This is a genomic window from Micromonospora parastrephiae (assembly GCF_016802865.1).
Classification (GTDB): Bacteria; Actinomycetota; Actinomycetes; order Mycobacteriales; family Micromonosporaceae; genus Micromonospora; species Micromonospora parastrephiae.
The window spans coordinates 1-16,388 of record NZ_JAEVHM010000128.1 but is presented as its reverse complement, the minus strand read 5'-3'; the positions used below and the strand labels follow the sequence as shown (position 1 = coordinate 16,388).

At 71.5% G+C, this 16,388-nt stretch carries 19 protein-coding genes; 7 read left to right on the top strand and 12 right to left on the bottom strand.

The genetic code is table 11. From position 1 onward, the window contains the following. The 6 genes from JNW91_RS21955 to kdd form a co-directional block, all read right to left on the bottom strand. On the bottom strand, positions 1-1,052 hold a 1,052-nt coding region (locus JNW91_RS21955; RefSeq protein WP_203177372.1), incomplete at its 3' end, for a glutamate mutase L. 101 nt (positions 1,053-1,153) lie between these two features. After that, positions 1,154-1,561 carry a 3-aminobutyryl-CoA ammonia lyase gene (gene kal / locus JNW91_RS21950; RefSeq protein ID WP_203177371.1) on the bottom strand — a complete coding sequence of 136 codons (408 nt, stop codon included), beginning with the start codon at positions 1,559-1,561 and terminating at the stop codon, positions 1,154-1,156. Then, the gene (gene kamE / locus JNW91_RS21945; RefSeq protein WP_309244451.1) at positions 1,558-2,331 is read right to left on the bottom strand and encodes a lysine 5,6-aminomutase subunit beta; all 774 of its coding nucleotides are present in this window, start codon (positions 2,329-2,331) and stop codon (positions 1,558-1,560) included. Before kamE ends, kal begins: the two co-directional genes overlap by 4 nt. Next, positions 2,328-3,884: a lysine 5,6-aminomutase subunit alpha gene (kamD, locus tag JNW91_RS21940; protein ID WP_203177370.1), complete on the bottom strand. Its 1,557-nt coding sequence runs from the start codon at positions 3,882-3,884 to the stop codon at positions 2,328-2,330. Before kamD ends, kamE begins: the two co-directional genes overlap by 4 nt. Before the next feature lie 39 nt (positions 3,885-3,923). Further along, the gene (locus JNW91_RS21935; protein WP_203177369.1) at positions 3,924-5,489 is read right to left on the bottom strand and encodes an amidohydrolase; all 1,566 of its coding nucleotides are present in this window, start codon (positions 5,487-5,489) and stop codon (positions 3,924-3,926) included. Between the two features lie 4 nt (positions 5,490-5,493). Next, the gene (gene kdd, locus JNW91_RS21930; protein WP_456085417.1) at positions 5,494-6,555 is read right to left on the bottom strand and encodes an L-erythro-3,5-diaminohexanoate dehydrogenase; all 1,062 of its coding nucleotides are present in this window, start codon (positions 6,553-6,555) and stop codon (positions 5,494-5,496) included. Between the two features lie 141 nt (positions 6,556-6,696). Here kdd and JNW91_RS21925 point away from each other — a divergent pair, with 141 nt between their 5' ends. After that, positions 6,697-8,088 carry a KamA family radical SAM protein gene (locus tag JNW91_RS21925; protein ID WP_203177368.1) on the top strand — a complete coding sequence of 464 codons (1,392 nt, stop codon included), beginning with the start codon at positions 6,697-6,699 and terminating at the stop codon, positions 8,086-8,088. 73 nt (positions 8,089-8,161) lie between these two features. Next, a complete protein-coding gene (locus JNW91_RS21920) occupies positions 8,162-9,331 on the top strand; it encodes a low temperature requirement protein A (protein ID WP_203177367.1) in 1,170 nt (389 codons plus the stop codon). 72 nt (positions 9,332-9,403) lie between these two features. Here the strand turns inward: JNW91_RS21920 and JNW91_RS21915 are convergent, their stop codons facing one another. Next, the gene (locus tag JNW91_RS21915; protein WP_309244452.1) at positions 9,404-10,063 is read right to left on the bottom strand and encodes a polysaccharide deacetylase family protein; all 660 of its coding nucleotides are present in this window, start codon (positions 10,061-10,063) and stop codon (positions 9,404-9,406) included. 362 nt (positions 10,064-10,425) lie between these two features. On the opposite strand from JNW91_RS21915, the gene JNW91_RS21910 reads away from it, so the two are divergent. The 4 genes from JNW91_RS21910 to JNW91_RS21895 all read left to right on the top strand — a co-directional run bounded on the left by JNW91_RS21910 (position 10,426) and on the right by JNW91_RS21895 (position 12,982). After that, complete coding sequence (locus JNW91_RS21910) at positions 10,426-11,331, top strand: AraC family transcriptional regulator (RefSeq protein WP_203177365.1); 906 nt, start codon at positions 10,426-10,428, stop codon at positions 11,329-11,331. After that, positions 11,261-11,728, top strand: coding sequence for a nitroreductase/quinone reductase family protein (locus tag JNW91_RS34015; protein ID WP_407664366.1), 468 nt, complete (start codon positions 11,261-11,263; stop codon positions 11,726-11,728). Before JNW91_RS21910 ends, JNW91_RS34015 begins: the two co-directional genes overlap by 71 nt. Continuing rightward, positions 11,650-11,883, top strand: a complete 234-nt coding sequence (locus tag JNW91_RS21900; RefSeq protein ID WP_203177375.1) for a hypothetical protein — start codon at positions 11,650-11,652, stop codon at positions 11,881-11,883. Before JNW91_RS34015 ends, JNW91_RS21900 begins: the two co-directional genes overlap by 79 nt. Before the next feature lie 70 nt (positions 11,884-11,953). Next, on the top strand, positions 11,954-12,982 hold the full coding sequence (locus JNW91_RS21895) for an aldo/keto reductase (protein ID WP_203177363.1): 1,029 nt from the start codon (positions 11,954-11,956) through the stop codon (positions 12,980-12,982). A gap of 39 nt (positions 12,983-13,021) precedes the next feature. Here the strand turns inward: JNW91_RS21895 and JNW91_RS21890 are convergent, their stop codons facing one another. Both JNW91_RS21890 and JNW91_RS21885 read right to left on the bottom strand, forming a co-directional pair. Continuing rightward, positions 13,022-13,363, bottom strand: coding sequence for a YnfA family protein (locus JNW91_RS21890; RefSeq protein WP_203177362.1), 342 nt, complete (start codon positions 13,361-13,363; stop codon positions 13,022-13,024). Positions 13,364-13,433: 70 nt separating this feature from the next. Beyond that, positions 13,434-13,628 (bottom strand): CsbD family protein, encoded by a 195-nt coding sequence (locus JNW91_RS21885; RefSeq protein ID WP_203177361.1) that lies wholly within the window; start codon positions 13,626-13,628, stop codon positions 13,434-13,436. A gap of 155 nt (positions 13,629-13,783) precedes the next feature. Here JNW91_RS21885 and JNW91_RS21880 point away from each other — a divergent pair, with 155 nt between their 5' ends. Beyond that, complete coding sequence (locus JNW91_RS21880) at positions 13,784-14,395, top strand: histidine phosphatase family protein (protein ID WP_203177360.1); 612 nt, start codon at positions 13,784-13,786, stop codon at positions 14,393-14,395. On the opposite strand, the gene JNW91_RS21875 is transcribed toward JNW91_RS21880, so the two are convergent. The 3 genes from JNW91_RS21875 to JNW91_RS21865 all read right to left on the bottom strand — a co-directional run. Next, positions 14,325-14,831, bottom strand: coding sequence for an Lrp/AsnC family transcriptional regulator (locus JNW91_RS21875; protein WP_203177359.1), 507 nt, complete (start codon positions 14,829-14,831; stop codon positions 14,325-14,327). The genes JNW91_RS21880 and JNW91_RS21875 overlap by 71 nt on opposite strands. Before the next feature lie 109 nt (positions 14,832-14,940). Further along, complete coding sequence (locus tag JNW91_RS21870) at positions 14,941-16,083, bottom strand: acyl-CoA dehydrogenase family protein (protein WP_203177358.1); 1,143 nt, start codon at positions 16,081-16,083, stop codon at positions 14,941-14,943. After that, the coding region (locus tag JNW91_RS21865; RefSeq protein WP_203177357.1) for a M24 family metallopeptidase at positions 16,080-16,388 on the bottom strand (309 nt) is incomplete at its 5' end. The genes JNW91_RS21870 and JNW91_RS21865, both read right to left, overlap by 4 nt.

Sequence of the window (16,388 nt, the reverse complement as noted above, 5' to 3'; positions counted from 1 at the left end):
AACGCCACCGTCGCCGCGAGGGCGGCGATGCGGGCGTCCGTGACCCGCTCGACGTCGTCGACGGCGAGGAACCCCGGGTCGGCGGCGCGACGCGCCGCGGCGGCCGTCAGCGTGTCGGACTCACCGGCGGCGAGCAGCCGCTCCTCGGCGGCGGCGCGTACGACCCCGGGGGCGCTCCACCGCATCCCCAGGTCACCCTCCACGGTGCGGGCCCGCCACAGGCTGCCGGCGACCTCCCGGCCCGGCCCGGTGGCCCGCTCGTCGGGGGTGAGCACCGAGTACACGTCGGTGGTGGCGCCGCCCACGTCGACGACGGCGAGGTCCCCGCCGATGGTGTCGGCGAGCACCTCCACGCCGGTGAGGACGGCGTCGGGGGTGGCGGCGCGCACCAGCCGCGCGAACCGGCCGCCCCTGGACAGCCGTTTACCGCCGATGACGTGGCGCAAAAACACCGCCCGGATCGCCGCCCGCGCCGACTCCGGGGCGAGCACCCCGATGCGCGGCAGGACGTTGTCCGCGCCGGTCACCGGCACCCCGGCGGCCTGCAACAACCCGGTCAGCTCCGCGCGCACGTCGGCGTTGCCCGCGTACACCACCGGTCTGCGCCAGCGGGCCCGCGCCAGCCGGGTCGCGTTGTGGGTGATCGTGTCGGCGTCACCGCCGTCGGTGCCGCCGACGAGCAGCACCACGTCCGGTCGGGCCGCCCGCAGCGCCGTCAGGTCCGCCGCGGCGAGCCGCCCGGCCGCCACGTGCACCACGTGCGCGCCGGCGGACAACCCGACCCGCCGCCCCGCCTGCGCGGTGACCAGCGGCTCGTAGCCGATCACGGCCAGCCGCAGCCCACCGCCGGCCGACGAGCACACGTACCACGGCACGTCGCGCACCCCGAGCCCGGCGGTGGCCGCCGCGACCGCGGCGTCCAGACCGCGCAGGACGTCGGTACCCACCGTGGTGGGCGCGGCCGCCGCGCCCACCAGCACACCCGCGGCCAGGTCCACCACCGCCACCTTGGTGTACGTGGAGCCGACGTCCGCGCAGACCGCGAGGGTCACCGGCCTTCCCTGTTCGCGACTGCGGGGCTCGCAACCCCGGCTCACTCCTCGCGACTCACTGTGCCTCTGGTGTTCGCGACTGCGGGGCTCGCAACCCCGGCTCACTCCTCGCGACTCACTCTGGCGGCGGGAACGACCACGGTGCCCGTCGCGGTGACCGCCACGATCGGCGGGTCGAGGACCTCCGCGGCGGATTCGGAGCGGTCCGGGCGGCCCCGGCAGACCACGGCGCAGCTCAGCTCCAGGGTGCGGCTGCGGGTGCCCACCCGCGTCACCTGCGCGGTCACCTGCACCACGTCGCCGGCGCGGATGGGCGCGGTGAACCGCACGTCGGAGTACCCGGCGAACAGGCCCTCGTCGCCGTCAGTCTGGATGCACACCTCGGTGGCGACGTCGCCGAACAGTCCGAGGGCGTACGCCCCGTCGACGAGGTTGCCGGCGTAGTGGGCGTGCGAGTACGGCACGTACCGCCGGTGCGTCACCGTCAACCCGAGCCGTGCGTCGGTCATGTGTTCGCCTTCCGCTGCGTGATCAGGGCGTGCACCAGGTAGCTGGCCACCTCGCCGGGCGTGGTGCCCCGGCCGAAGATCCGGTCCACGCCCAGTTCGTCGGTCATCGTCTCGTCGAAGCGGGGGCCACCGACGATCAGCAGCGGCCGCCGTCCGGCCGGCATCGCCTCGCGGAACGCCGCCGACATCTCCCGGGTGTTGTGCAGGTGCGCGTCGCGTTGGGTGACGACCTGCGACACCAGCACCGCGTCGGCCTTCTCCACCCGGGCGGCCTCCACCAGCTCCGGCACGCTGACCTGCGCCCCCAGGTTGGTGACCTTCAACTCCCGGTAGTACTCCAGGCCCTTCTCCCCCGCGATGCCCTTGACGTTGAGGATCGCGTCGATGCCCACGGTGTGCGCGTCGGTGCCGATGCACGCCCCGACGACGGACAGCTTGCGCCGCAGCCGCTGCTTGACCACCGTGTTGACCTCCTTGGCCGACAGCAGCGCGAAGTCCCGTTCCACCACCTGCACCGCGTCGAGGTCGACCAGGTGGTTCACCCGCCCGTACACCACGAAGAACGTGAACCCGTCACCCATCGGCTTGGCGTGCACCACCATCGCCGGGTCGATGCCCATCCGGTTGGCCAACTGCAGCGCCGCGCCCTCAGCCCGCTTGTCGTGCGCCACCGGCAGCGTGAACGACACCTGCACCATCCCGTCGCCGGTGGTGTCCCCGTACGGGCGCACGATCGTCGCGCTGCTGTGCTGGCCGGTTCGCTCGCTCACGCCGCCGCCTCCAGGATGTCGGTGGCCGGGTTGCAGTAGTCGGCCTCGTGCGCGGCGACCCCGTCGAGGCCCTTGCCCCGGTCCGCGGGCCGCTTCATGATCCCGAACGTGCCCTCGGCGATGGCGGTGAGCAGCGTCTGCTCCCCGATGCGCTCCAGCAGGTCCAGTGCCTCACCGAGAACCTGGTTGGCGCGCCGGCGGATGAACCCGCCCGGCGCCGGCACGAAGTCCTCGTGCAGCCCACCGGCCGCGCCCAGCACGTACCGCACGTTCTGCAGGGCGATGTCCCGGTCGGACAGCCACGGCGTCACCACCGCCTCGGTCATCATCCCGACCAGCAGGATGCCCTGCCCGGTGAGCGTGCCGGCCAGGTTGAAGAACCCGTCGAGCAGGTTGCCCCGGAACACGTCACCGGTCATGTGCTTGGTCGGCGGCATCCACTTCAACGGCGCGTCGGGGAACAACTCCCGTGCCAGCAGGGCGTGCGCCAACTCCAGGCGGAACGACTCCGGCACCTCCGGGTTGATCTCGAACGCGTGCCCCAGCCCCAACTGCCAGTCCGCCAACCCCGCCTCGTGCGCGAAGAACTCGTTGAGCAGCTGCGACACCGTCACCGTGTGCGCCTCGTCGACGGCGTCGGCGGTGGTCAGGTAGTTGTCCTCACCGGTGTTGATGATGATCCCGGCGCGGGCGTGCACCTGCCGGGAGAACCGCTGGTCGACGAACGTACGGACCGGGTTGATGTCGCGGAACAGGATCCCGTACATCGAGTCGTTGAGCATCATGTCGAGCCGTTCCAACCCGGCCAGGGTCGCCATCTCCGGCATGCACAGGCCCGACGCGTAGTTGGTCAGCCGCACGTAGCGGCCCAACTCCTTCGACGACTCGTCCAACGCCGCGCGCATCAGCCGGAAGTTCTCCTGCGTGGCGTACGTGCCGGCGAACCCCTCCCGGGTCGCGCCCTCGGGCACGTAGTCCAGCAGCGACTGCCCCGTCGAGCGGATCACCGCGATCACGTCCGCACCCGCCCGGGCCGCCGCCTGGGCCTGCGGAATGTCCTCGTAGATGTCCCCGGTCGCCACGATCAGGTAGATCCACGGCCGCTGCTTCGGGTCACCGTGCCGCTTGATGAGCCGGTCCCGCTCGGCGCGCCGCCGGTCGATGCGCCGGATGCCCGCCCCGACGGCCCTGCGCGCCGCCGACCGGGCGGCCGTCGCGGCCCGCCCGGTGGGCAGCGCGAAGGACACCGACCCGGCGGCGGCCTTCTGCGCCAGCAACGTCACGTCGGTCAGACCCTCGCGGGCCAGGGCGTCGAACACCGGCACCGCCACCCCGTGCCCCAGCCCGACGTCCGCGACGACCGCGTCGACGAGCCGGTTCACCCACGGAATGCCGTCCGGGTCCGCGCCGCTCACCCCGGCCAGCCGCAGCACCGCCCGCTCCACCGACACCGTGGTGTGGCTGCGCGCCAGGTCCACCACCGGCTGGCCGGCACGACGCGCCAACTCCCGCGCCCGCGCCACCAACACCGGATCAAGATCAAGCTTGCTCATCGACCATCCACTCGCTCCCGTGCCTGATGGTTCGCTCGCTCACGATGACCCTCCCTCGTAGATGACCTCACCGCGCAGCACCAGACGCCGGCACACCGGCAGCGGCGTCGGATCGTCCGGACCCCGCATCTCCGGGTCCTCGGCGAGCAGCACCGGCAGGCCGCGCTCCACCCCCGCCGGCGTCGACCACACCGCGAACGTCGCCGGCGCACCCAACGCGAGGACCCCCTCGACGTCCAGGTGCACCGCCCGCCACCCGCCACGGGTGTGCGCCGCGAACGCCGCCCGCACACTCATCCGCTGCGCCGGGTTGTGATGCGCCGCCGCGGCCCGCACCGAACCCCACGGGTCCAGCGACGTCACCGGCGAATCCGACCCGAACGCCAACGCGACCCCGACCGAGTGCATCGCACCCATCGGGTTCGACTCCAACGACCGGTCCAGACCCAACCGCGACTCGTACATGCGGCCCGCGCCACCCCACAACCGGTCGAACGCCGGCTGCATGCTCGCCACGATCCCGTACTCCACGAACCCGGCGATCAGCCGCTTGCTCATGATCTCCGCGTGCTCGACCCGGTGCCGCGCCGCGCGCAGCCGCTCCACACCCAGCGTCCGCGCCGCCCCCGCGAAACCGTCGAGGACCGTGCCGATCGCCGCGTCACCGATCGCGTGGAAGCCGCCCTGCAGGCCGTGCGCCGCGCAGTCCAACAGGTGATCGCGCACCTGCTCGGCCGACAGGTACCCGTGCCCACAACCGTCACCGTCGCCGTACGGCTGCGACACGTGCGCCGTACGCGAACCCAACGCCCCGTCGGCGAACAGGTCACCGCCGGCGCCCACCGCGCCCAACTCCCGGGCCCGCGCCGCTCCACCCAACTCGCCCCAGTACCCGTACACCTCCGGCAGCCCCGCGCCGGAGATGCCCAGCAGTCCGGTGAAGTCCTCCTCGTCGGAGATGTCGGGACCACCGCACTCGTGCACCGCGGCGATGCCCAGCGACGCGGCGTGCGCGAGCGCCGCACGCTGCGCGGCGACCCGCTGCGCCCGACTCACCGACGCCTGCGCCGCCGCCCGCACCACGTGGTGCGCGTCGCGTCGCAACCACCCCGACGCGTCGAAGCCGGCCGCCCGCTGCGCCTGCGGGCACGCCGCCAGCAGCGCCGACGACACCAACGCCGAATGGATCGACGCCTGCGACAGGTACACCCGCCGACCCCCGGCCGCCCGGTCCAACGCCGCCGCGTCCGGCAACGTCGCGTCCGTCCAGCCCGACTCGTCCCAGCCGTGCCCCAGCACCACCGCGTCGCCCGGCAGACCCGCCGCGAACCCCGCCACCGCGTCGAGCAACTGCCCCGCCGAGCGCACCCCGGACAACTCCAGCCCGGACAACGCCAGTCCGGTGTCGGTGGCGTGCACGTGCGCGTCCACGAACGCCGGCGTCACCAGCGCCCCACCCAGGTCCACCACCCGGTCGGCCGGCGGCGCGTCACCGTCGGTCCCCAACCAGGCGATCCGCCCACCGGACACCAGCAGCGCGGTGGCGCTCGGGTCGGCGGGGCAGTGCAGCACGCCGCCGCGGTACAACGTCGAGGGGTTCGTCATGACCTCAGTCTGCCGCGACCCGCGCCGCGAAAAGCTGACGCACCCCCGGATCGGCGCGCAACAGCCCCAACGCCAGCTCCGCGTGCCCCGGCACGTACCCGTTGCCCACCAGCATCGTCACGTCCGCCGCCAGCCCCTCCGCGCCCAACGCCGCCGCGGAGAAACTCGTCGCCATCGAGAAGAAGATCACGGTGCCGCCGTCCGCGGTGGCCAGGATCGCGCCGTGCTCACACCCCGGCACGTCCACGCACACCACCGTGACGTCCGCCGGGGCGCTCAGGGCGGTGGTCACCGCCGCGGAGAGCGCCACCGGGTCCCGCGCGTCGGCCAACGCCACCACCGAAGCCAGACCGGCGGCAGTCAGCGCGTCGCGCTCCGCCGCCACCGGCACCACCCCCACGGTACGAGCAGCGCCCGCCCGGCGCGCCGCCGCGAGCGACAGCGATCCGCTCTTGCCGGCCCCACCGATCACCGCGACCCGCACCGGCGTCGGATCACCGGTACGCCGACGCTCCTCGACGTAGCGCGACACCACCCGAGTGGTCAGCGCGGGCGCCCCACACACGTCCAGCACGGCGAGGGACAACTGGGGATCCTCGTCGTCGGGCAGCACCGCGGCGATGGAGCGCGCGAACAGGATTGCCCACCCGTCACAGGGCACCTGCTCGCTGCGCCCGTCCCAGCGGGCCAACCCATCGGTGATCACCAGGGGCGTCAACGTCAACGACACCAGGGTGGCGACCCGCTGCCCGGGCTTGAGCCCGAGCGGGGAACGCCGGCCGGCCTCCTCGACCGTGCCGATCAGCATCCCGCCCGACCCGGTCACCGGGTTCTGCATCTTCCCCCGCGTCGAGATGATCTCCAGCACCTCGGCGCGGACCGCGTCGCCGTCGCCGCCGTGCTTCTCCGACAACTGCCGGAAACTCGCCGCGTCCAGGTTGAGCCGCTGCACCCGGATCCGCACCTCGTTCGGCGCGACGGCGGCGGACGCGTCCAACCGCCAGGCCGCCTGCGGCAGCACCCCCGCCGGTTGCACGACGCGGTGCAGTCCCACCGGTGACGTCACGCCGACCTCCCCTGTCCAGCCGCCCGAAGCCCCGGTCAAGGCTCGCGTAACGGGAAAACTTACGGCAGACTAGTTTCTGTACCGAATATTTTCCAGTAGCCTTTGGGTTTCGATGATCAGCCGCAGCACCGAGGAGGGGCCGTGACCCACACCATCCCGCACCCCCGTCACGCCCCGGTCGCCGCACCGACCGCCGGGCAGCCGTACGAATACCACCGCCGCCCCCTCGTCGAACCCGACTGGACCCGCTTCCCCGGCTGGCGCCACGTCACCCGCGACCAGTGGGAATCCGCCCAGTGGCAGCGCGTCAACTGCGTCAAGAACATCAAGCAGCTCCGCACCGTCCTCGGCGACCTCATCGACGACAGCTTCTACACCGACCTCGAGGCCGACCAGAAGGCCCTGGCCACCATGTCCATGCTGGTGCCACCCCAAATGATCAACACGATGGTGCCGTTCGCGCCCCTCACCACCGAAGCGCTGCTCGCCGACCCCATCCGCCGCTACATGATCCCGGTCGCCTCCGACCGACGCACCGACTGGCCGTCACACCCCTACGCCAGCCGCGACAGCCTGCACGAACACGACATGTGGGTCGCCGAAGGCCTCACCCACCGCTACCCCACCAAGGTCCTCGCCGAACTGCTCTCCACCTGCCCCCAGTACTGCGGCCACTGCACCCGCATGGACCTGGTCGGCAACTCCACCCCCGCCGTCGACAAGCTCAAGCTCACCCTCAAGCCCGTCGAGCGCTACGACGCCCACATCGCCTACCTCAAGGCCCACCCCGGCGTCCGCGACGTGGTCGTATCCGGCGGCGACGTGGCCAACGTGCCCTGGCGCAACCTCGAGTCGTACCTCATGCGGCTGCTGGAACTGGAGACGGTCCGCGACATCCGGCTCGCCACCAAGGCCCTCATGGGCCTCCCCCAGCACTGGCTACAGCCCGACGTCGTCGAAGGCCTCGAACGCGTCGCCCGCACCGCCGCCCGCCGCGGCGTCAACCTCGCCATCCACACCCACGTCAACCACGCCCAGTCGCTCACCCCACTGGTCGCCAAGGCCGCCCAGACCGCCCTCGACGTCGGCGTCCGCGACGTCCGCAACCAGGGCGTGCTCATGCGCGGCGTCAACGCCGCCACCCCCGAGCTGCTCGACCTCTGCTTCGCGCTCCAGGGCGAAGCCGGGATCCTGCCGTACTACTTCTACATGTGCGACATGATCCCCAACGCCGAGCACTGGCGCGTCCCGGTCTGGCACGCCCAGCAGCTCCAGCACGACATCATGGGCTACCTGCCCGGCTACGCCACCCCCCGGATCGTCTGCGACGTCCCCTTCGTCGGCAAGCGCTGGGTCCACATGCTCACCGACTACGACCGTGAGCGCGGCATCTCCTACTGGACCAAGAACTACCGCACCTCCATCGAGTCCGCCGACCTGGAGGCGCTCAACAAGCGCTACGCCTACTACGACCCGATCGACACCCTGCCCGACGGCGGCCAGCAGTGGTGGACCGACCACCGCGACGACTGACCACCACCCACGACACCCCCGCGGATCCCAATCCCGGGGGTGTCACGCATTCCGGACGACTACCGTCCCCACCATGGGACACCCGCGGCCCGCCCCGGACGCCACCGCCGCCCAGGTCGCTCCCATCGAAATCTTCTTCGACGTCGTCTTCGTCCTGACCATCACCCAGCTCACCCACGCCCTGGAAACCGACCTCAGCTGGGCCGCCCTCGGCCGCACCGTGCTCATCTTCGGGCTGCTCTGGTACCTCTACACCGGCTACGCCTGGCTCACCAACCACGTCCCACCCCGGCAGAACGCCAGCAAGCTACTGCTCCTCGCCGGCATGGCCGGCTTCCTGCTCACCGCCGTCGCCCTGCCCGACGCCCTCGCCGACACCGGCCTGGTCTTCGCCATCGGGTACCTGATCGTCGTCATCGTGCACCTCCTGCTGTTCATGCACTCCGACGCCCGCGCCGGCGTCCGCCGACTCGCCCCCTACAACCTCGGCGCCGCCCTGCTCGTCCTGGCCGCATCCGCGTTCAGCGGCCCCGCCGTGCCCGCCCTCTGGACCGCCGCCGTACTCGCCCAGGCCGTCCTGCCATACCTGCTCCCGCGCCACTCCTGGATCGGCGTCGCCGCCGCCTTCCACCTCAGGCCGGCGCACTTCGTCGAACGACACGGCCTGCTCGTCATCGTCGCCCTCGGCGAATCCGTCATCACCATCGGCATGGGCGTCCCCACCGAACAGTTCACCGCCGGCAGGGCCGCCACGATAGTGCTCGCGTTCGCCCTGCCCGCCGTCCTCTGGTGGATCTACTTCGCCGACACCCGACCCGCCGAGGCCGTCCTCGCCTACGCGGCACCCGCCGCCCGCAGCCGAATCGCCGCCAGGACCTTCGTCCTCCCCCACTTCCTGCTCCTGCTCGGGGTCATCCCCACCGCCGCCGACCTGCACACCGCCGTCGCGCACCCCGACCAGCCGGCCAGCCCCGGCGCCGCCCTCGCCCTCAGCGGCGGCGTCACCCTCTTCCTGATCGGCATCGCCGCCACCCGCCGCGCCCTACGCCTGCCCATCCCCCGCAGCCGGCCCACCGCCGCGCTCGCGGTGCTGGCCACCATCCCCGTCGGAGTCACCCTCCCCGCCGCCGTGCAGCTCGTCACCGTCACCGCCGTGCTGACGCTGATGCTCCTGACCGACGCGCGGGCGCCCCGGCGTCATGTCGATCCTTCCCCGGCATCGGTCGGTCCCGGACGAGGGTGACGACTCCCCGGCAACACCATGACGCGGAGGGACCACGCTCGCCGGCATCATGCCGGCGAATCGGCCGGCACGTCAGGCCCCGGCCAACACCTCCGACAACGTCGCCGGCGCCAACCCCCGCTCGCGCAGCCCGGCAAGGATGTGCGGCAACGCCTCGTCGGTCATCGCCGCGTTCGCCTCGGTCACATGCATGATCACGATCGACCCGGGGCGTAGGTGATCCAACACCGCACCCACCAACGGCTTCCACGCGGTCGCGAACGGATCGCCGCTGATCACGTCCCCGTCGACGACAGTCACACCCAGCGGCGCCAGGGCGTCCAGCGCCGCCGCGTCGTGGCACAGCCCCGGAAAGCGGAAGTACCGGGTCTGCCGCCCCCCGTACGGCTCGATCACCTCGAACGTCTTCGCCACATCGTCGGTCAGGTCGCCGACGGGCAGCCGGGGCAGGTCGTAGCAGTCGTCGGTGAACGCCGCGTGCCCGTAGGTGTGGTTGGCCAGCTCGAAGCGCGGGTTGTCGGCGATCCGCCGGGTGATCTCCGGATACCGCTGCACCCACTTGCCGGTGAGGAAGAAGGTCGCCGGCACCTGCTCCCGCTCCAGCAGATCGAGGATGCGCAGGTTGGCGTACGACGTCACCCGACCGGCGCGCAGGTTGCTCAGCATCCCGTCGGTCATGTCCGCGTCGAACGTCAACGCCACCCGATTGCCGGTACGCGGCCCATGATCCACCACCGGCGGTCGGCTCCCCACCCGTGTCGCACCCGACACGGTGGGCGGCGCCTCCCGCGGGGCGACGCTGATCGACGGCTCAACCGCGGAGGCGGACGAACCAACGAAGGCCGGCCGGTCCGGCGGCGGCACCCGGGACGCCTCGCACCCGGCACCGCCGAGAACGGCCACCGCAACCAGTACGCCAAACAACGGGCGAAGCCGAGGTCGGATCACGGCGGTGATCATCGCAAATGTGAAGGCGAACCGTTGTCCCCCAGCTGTCGACCAGGCCCGGTGGACGCGGCCACAAAACACGCGAGTTCTTGCACGATCCTGCCGCTGACCAGCGATCACCGCAGGTCTCGTGCTGCACTCTGGGCATGCCCCTGGACGAGCTTCGCGACATGTTGGAACGGCATGTACGCCTCGATCTGACCACCGCCGTCGAAGGCGTGCGCGTCTGCCAGATCGACCACAGCGCCCCGCCGGTCTCCTCCATGTCCGGCAAGGTGCTGGCGGTCATCGCCCGAGGTGGCAAGCGCCTCGCCCTCGGCGACCAGGTCTACGAGTACGGCCCGGGTCAGTATCTCGTCGCCTCGGTCGACCTCCCGGTGACCGGCCACGTCATCAACGCCACCCCGGGCAGTCCCACACTCGGCTTCGGGATGACCCTGGACCCCGCCACCATCGCGGAGCTGCTGCTGCACGCCGGTCCCGGCGATCTGCCACGTTCCCCCAGCACCGCGCGGCCCGGAATCGTGGTCAGTGACGCCCCGGACGACCTGCTCGACGCCATCGTGCGGTTGCTGCGCCTCCTCGACCGGCCACAGGACCGCAGGACACTGGCCCCGCTGTTCAAGCGCGAGATCCTCTGGCGCTTGATGACCGGCGAACAGGGCGACGTCGTCCGGCAGATCGGCCTCGCCGACAGCAGCCTGAGCCACATCGCCCGGGCGATCCAATGGATCCGGGAGAACTACACCCGGCCGTTCCGTGTCGACGAGGTGGCACAGCGTTCCGGGATGAGTGTCTCCGCGTTCCACCGGAACTTCCAGGCGGTGACGGCGATGAGCCCCATCCAGTTCCAGAAGCACATCCGCCTGCAGACGGCGAGACTACTGCTGGCGAACAGCCCCAACGAAATCACGCGCGTCGCCCACCGCGTCGGATACGACAGCCCATCCCAATTCAGCCGCGAATACCGGCGGCTGTTCGGTGCTCCACCCAGCATCGACGCGCTGCGCATACGCGCCGGCTCCGAAATCGCCGGCGCCGCACTCCCCTGACACCGCCGAAGAGGATCGTGCAACCACACGAGACGATTTTGCTAGTTCCCCCCCTTCTGCGGTGCTTCCATGGAGTTCACCGGAACAAGAACAGGAAAGGCCGGGTGACGTGGACGACGCCATCGCACGAGCCCTCGCCATCGGACCGGACTCCACCGCGGCCGAGCGCACCATCGACATCACCACCCTGGGCGCACGCACCGGCGCTCCCCGCCGCATCGAGATCTGGTTCCACCGGGTCGACGGTCGCTGGTACCTGACCGGCATGCCCGGACCCCGCGGCTGGTACGCGAACGTGCGCGCCCACCCACGGTTCACGTGCATCTCAAGCACGGGGTCACGGCCGACCTGCCCGCGACAGCGGTGCCGGTCGACGAGCCGACACGACGGCGGGTGATCACCGCGGTCCTCGACCTGCAGAACCGACCCGAGATCGCGGCTCGGGTGAGCCAGCGCCAGACGTTCGACGACTGGTTCGCCCACAGCCCACTCGTCGAGATCGTGTTCGACGACGAGGAACTGCGCACCACGCCCTCGACGCCTTCCGAATAGTCCACACCACCACCCGCGCCATTCCGCGGCACGAGACCGACCCATCACCGAAACACTCCGAAGGACAACAGTGAAATACCGCAACCTGGGCCGGACCGGCATCGAAGTCAGCCCGTACTGCCTGGGCGCCATGATGTTCGGCGCCATGGGAAACACCGATCACGACGACTCCATCCGCATCATCCACAAGGCACTCGACGCAGGAATCAACTTCGTCGACACAGCCGACGTATATTCCGCCGGCGAATCCGAGGTGATCGTCGGCAAGGCGCTCAAGGGCCGCCGCGACAACGTCGTACTCGCCAGCAAGCTGCACTATCCGATGGGCAACGACCCGAACCAGCGCGGAAACTCACGGCGCTGGATCACCACCGCGGTCGAGGATTCCCTGCGCCGCTTGCAGACCGACCACCTCGACCTCTACCAGGTCCACCGCCCCGACCCGTCGGTCGACCTGGAGGAGACGCTGTCCGCCCTCTCCGACCTGGTCCACAGCGGCAAGGTACGCGCGATCGGCGCGTCGTCCTTTCCCGCGTCGGAGATCGTCGAAGCGCAGTGGGTCGCCGAGCGACGCGGCCTCGAACGCTTCCGCACCGAACAACCGCCGTATTCGATCATCAATCGGAGCATCGAACGTGAGGTGCTGCCGGTGTGCCAGCGCTACGGGATGGGCGCGTTGGTGTGGAGCCCGCTGGGCCAGGGCCTGCTCACCGGCCGGTACCGCAAGGGCCAGAACCTGGACAGCCACCGGTCGGGCTACACCCCGCAGCACTTCAGCGACGAGCGCAAGCTCGACGTCGTGGAGCAGCTCGTCCCGCTCGCCGAGCAGGCCGGCCTGCCGATGACCCACCTCGCGATGGCGTTCGCGATCGCGCACCCGGGCGTCACCTCGGCGATCATCGGGCCACGCACCATGGCACAGCTCGACGACCTGCTGGCCGGCGCCGACGTCACCCTGAGCGACGACATCCTCGACCGGATCGACGAGATCGCCCCGCCCGGCACCGACGCCGGTCCCAACGACGTTGCCTACGTACCGCCGGCCATCTCGAGCGTGGGCCTGCGCCGCCGACCGGTCCCGGAGCGTTCCGCCGCCTGAACGACGACCGCTGACGGCGCGCACGGAAGGCGCGCCGCGCTAGGCAGAGGCGCCGCGGGGGGCGTACATGATGACGGCGACGCCGAGCAGGCAGAGCGCCGCGCCGGCCAGGTCCCAACGGTCCGGGCGGAAGCCGTCCACCACCATTGCCCAGCCCAGCGAGCCCGCCACGAACACCCCGCCGTACGCGGCCAGGATCCGGCCGAAGTTCGCGTCCGGCTGGAACGTGGCGACGAAGCCGTAGCAGCCCAGCGCCGCCACGCCGGCCGCGATCCACCACAGGCCGCGGTGCTCGCGCCAGCCCTGCCAGACCAGCCAGGCTCCGCCGATCTCGGCGAGCGCGGCCAGGGCGAAGAGCAGCAGCGAGCGCAGTACGGTCACGCGCCGACCCTAGTCCGCACGTGACGGGTCCCCGGGCAGCACCTGCCCGGGGACCCGTGGACCGCTCGGGTCACTTGTTGAAGGCGTCCTTGATCTTGCCGCCGGCTTCCTTGAGGTTCTGACCAGCCTGCTTGGCCCGCGCGTTCGACTGCTGGCTAGCGCCGTCGCCGCGCATCGACTCGTTGTCGGTCCGGTCGCCGATCCGCTCCTTGGCGGCACCGGCCAGCTGCTCGGCCTTCGTACGTGCCTTCTCGGTGAAGCTCATGGCGTCTCCTCCGTCTGGCGAGTGTTCCCGCTCGTGTGCCCGTCTGCCGGTTGCCGAAACCGGCGGTGCCGGTCGGCACACCCCGTACGGCATCCTAGGAAGATAGGTTGAGGAAGGTCGCATGTCGGGTCGGCCACGATGGTTAACTTGGCCGCATGGGAGAGCTCCTGCTGATCCGGCACGGCGAGACCACCTGGAGTGCCAGCCGGCGACACACCTCGTACACCGACCTGGAGCTGACCCCCGACGGCGAGCGGCAGGCCCGCACCCTCGCGGCGTTCCTGGCCGGCCGACGGTTCATGACCGTGCTGGCCAGTCCCCGCTCCCGGGCCCTGCGGACCGCGCAGCTCGCCGGGCTCACCGTCGACGCCGTCGACGAGGACCTCAGCGAGTGGAACTACGGCGAGTACGAGGGCCGCACCACGGTCGACATCCACTCCGACCAGCCGCACTGGAACATCTGGACCGACGGCTGCCCTGGCGGGGAGTCACCCGCGCAGGTCGGCGAACGGCTCGACCGGGTGCTGGCCCGGGTCACGCCGCTGCTCGACCGGGGCACCGTCGCGCTGGTCGGCCACGCACACAGCCTGCGGGTGCTCGGCGCCCGCTGGATCGGCCTGCCCCCGTCCGCCGGCGGACGACTGCGGCTGGACACCGCCACGGTCAGCGTGCTCGGTCACGAGCACGAGCGGCAGGTCATCCTGCGGTGGAACCAGCCGGCTCCTCCGGCACCCGGGACCGCGACCGACTCGGCGCCCCGGCACTGATCTTCGGCGGCCGGTTCTCGTACGGGGTGGACAGCACCACCGTCGTCCGGGTCGTCACGTTCGCCGAGGTGCGGATCTCCTGGAGCACCCGCTCCAGGTCCGCCGGGCTGGCCACCCGCACCAGCAGCAGGTAGAAGTCCTCCCCCGCCACCGAGTAGCAGGAGTCGATCTCGGGTAGGTGCGCCAGCCGCTCCGGGGCGTCGTCCGGCTGCGACGGGTCGAACGGCCGGATCGCCACGAACGCGGTCAGCGGCAGCTCCAACGCCTCGAACGACACCCGGGCGGCGTACCCCTTGATCACCCCGCGCTGCTCCAGCCGGCGCACCCGCTGGTGCACCGCGGACACCGACAGGCCCACCTTCTCGGCCAGATCCGTGTACGACAGGCGGCCGTCAGCGGTCAACGCTGCGACGATGGCGCGGTCGATCTCCTCCACGGCGAGCAACCTACCGGGAAAACGGCCCGAGGGCGACGACGTACCCGCCGCACCGCGCGGGCGACGGCCCGCGGTGGATCCACCGCGGGCGCGCCACCACCCACCGTCCTCAGCTCTTGGCGAGGGCCCGGGAGATCACCAGCCGCTGGATCTGGTTGGTGCCCTCCACGATCTGCAGCACCTTGGCCTCGCGCATGTACCGCTCCACCGGGTGGTCGCTGACGTAACCGGCGCCACCGAGCACCTGCACGGCGTCGGTGGTCACCCGCATCGCCATGTCGGTGGCGAAGAGCTTCGCCTTGGCCGCCTCGATCGAGTACGGCCGACCGGCGTCGCGCAGCCGGGCCGCGGCGAGGGTCAGCGCGCGGGCCGCGGCGATCTGGGTGGCCGCGTCGGCGAGCAGGAAGCCGAGTCCCTGGAAGTCGATGATGGAGCGGCCGAACTGCTGCCGCTCCCGGGCGTAGGAGACCGCGTAGTCCAGGGCGGCCTGCGCCAGCCCGACCGCGCAGGCGGCGATGCCCAACCGGCCCGAGTCCAGGGCGGACATCGCGATGGTGAAACCGACGCCCTCGCCGCCGACCAACCGCTCGGCCGGCACCCGCGCCCCGTCGAACGCGATCTGCGCCACCGGGGAGGCCCGCAGGCCCATCGTCCGCTCGGCCGCCTGAGGCGTGATGCCCGCGGTCCCGGCATCGGCGAGCAGGCAGGAGATTCCCCTGGGGCCGGGCCCGCCGGTGCGGCAGAAGATGTTGTAGAAGTCGGCCGTGTGGGCATGGGTGATCCAGGCCTTGGTGCCGGAGACGACGTACGCGTCACCGTCGCGCACGGCCCGGGTGCTCAACGCCGCCGCGTCCGAGCCGCCCTGCGGCTCGGAGAGGCAGTACGCGCCGAGCAGCTCGCCGCCGAGCATGTCCGGCAGCAACGTGCGCTGCTCGTCGGTGCCGAACGCGGCCACCGGGTAGCAGGACAGGGTGTGCACGCTGACCGCCTCGGCGACGGCCAGCCAGCGGCTGGCCAGGATCTCCAGCACCTGCAGGTACACCTCGTACGGCTGGGCCGCCCCGCCGTACTCCTCCGGGTAGGGCAGGCCGAGCAGACCGGCCCGGCCGATCGTGCGTAGCACCTCGCGGGGGAACTCGGCGCGTTCCTCGAAGCCGGCGGCCTTCGGGGCGAGCTCGCGGTCGGCGAGCTCGGTGGCGAGGTCCAGCAGGTCGTGGGCCTCGTCGGTGGGGAGGATCCGGTCGACAGTCATAGCGCGATGAGCTCCGTGGGGGTGGTGTTGAGCCGTTGCACGCCGTCGGTGGTGCAGACGACGATGTCCTCGATACGGGCGCCGTGCCGGCCCGCCAGGTAGATGCCGGGTTCGATGGAGAACGCCATCCCGGCGTCGAGGGGTCGGTCGTTGCCGGCCACCAGGTAGGGCTCCTCGTGACCGTCGAGGCCGATGCCGTGCCCGGTGCGGTGCAGGAACGCGGGGCCGTAACCGGCGGCGGCGATCGGCTCGCGGGCGGCGGCGTCGGCCTGCGCGCCGGTGATGCCGGGCCGCACCGCCGCCAC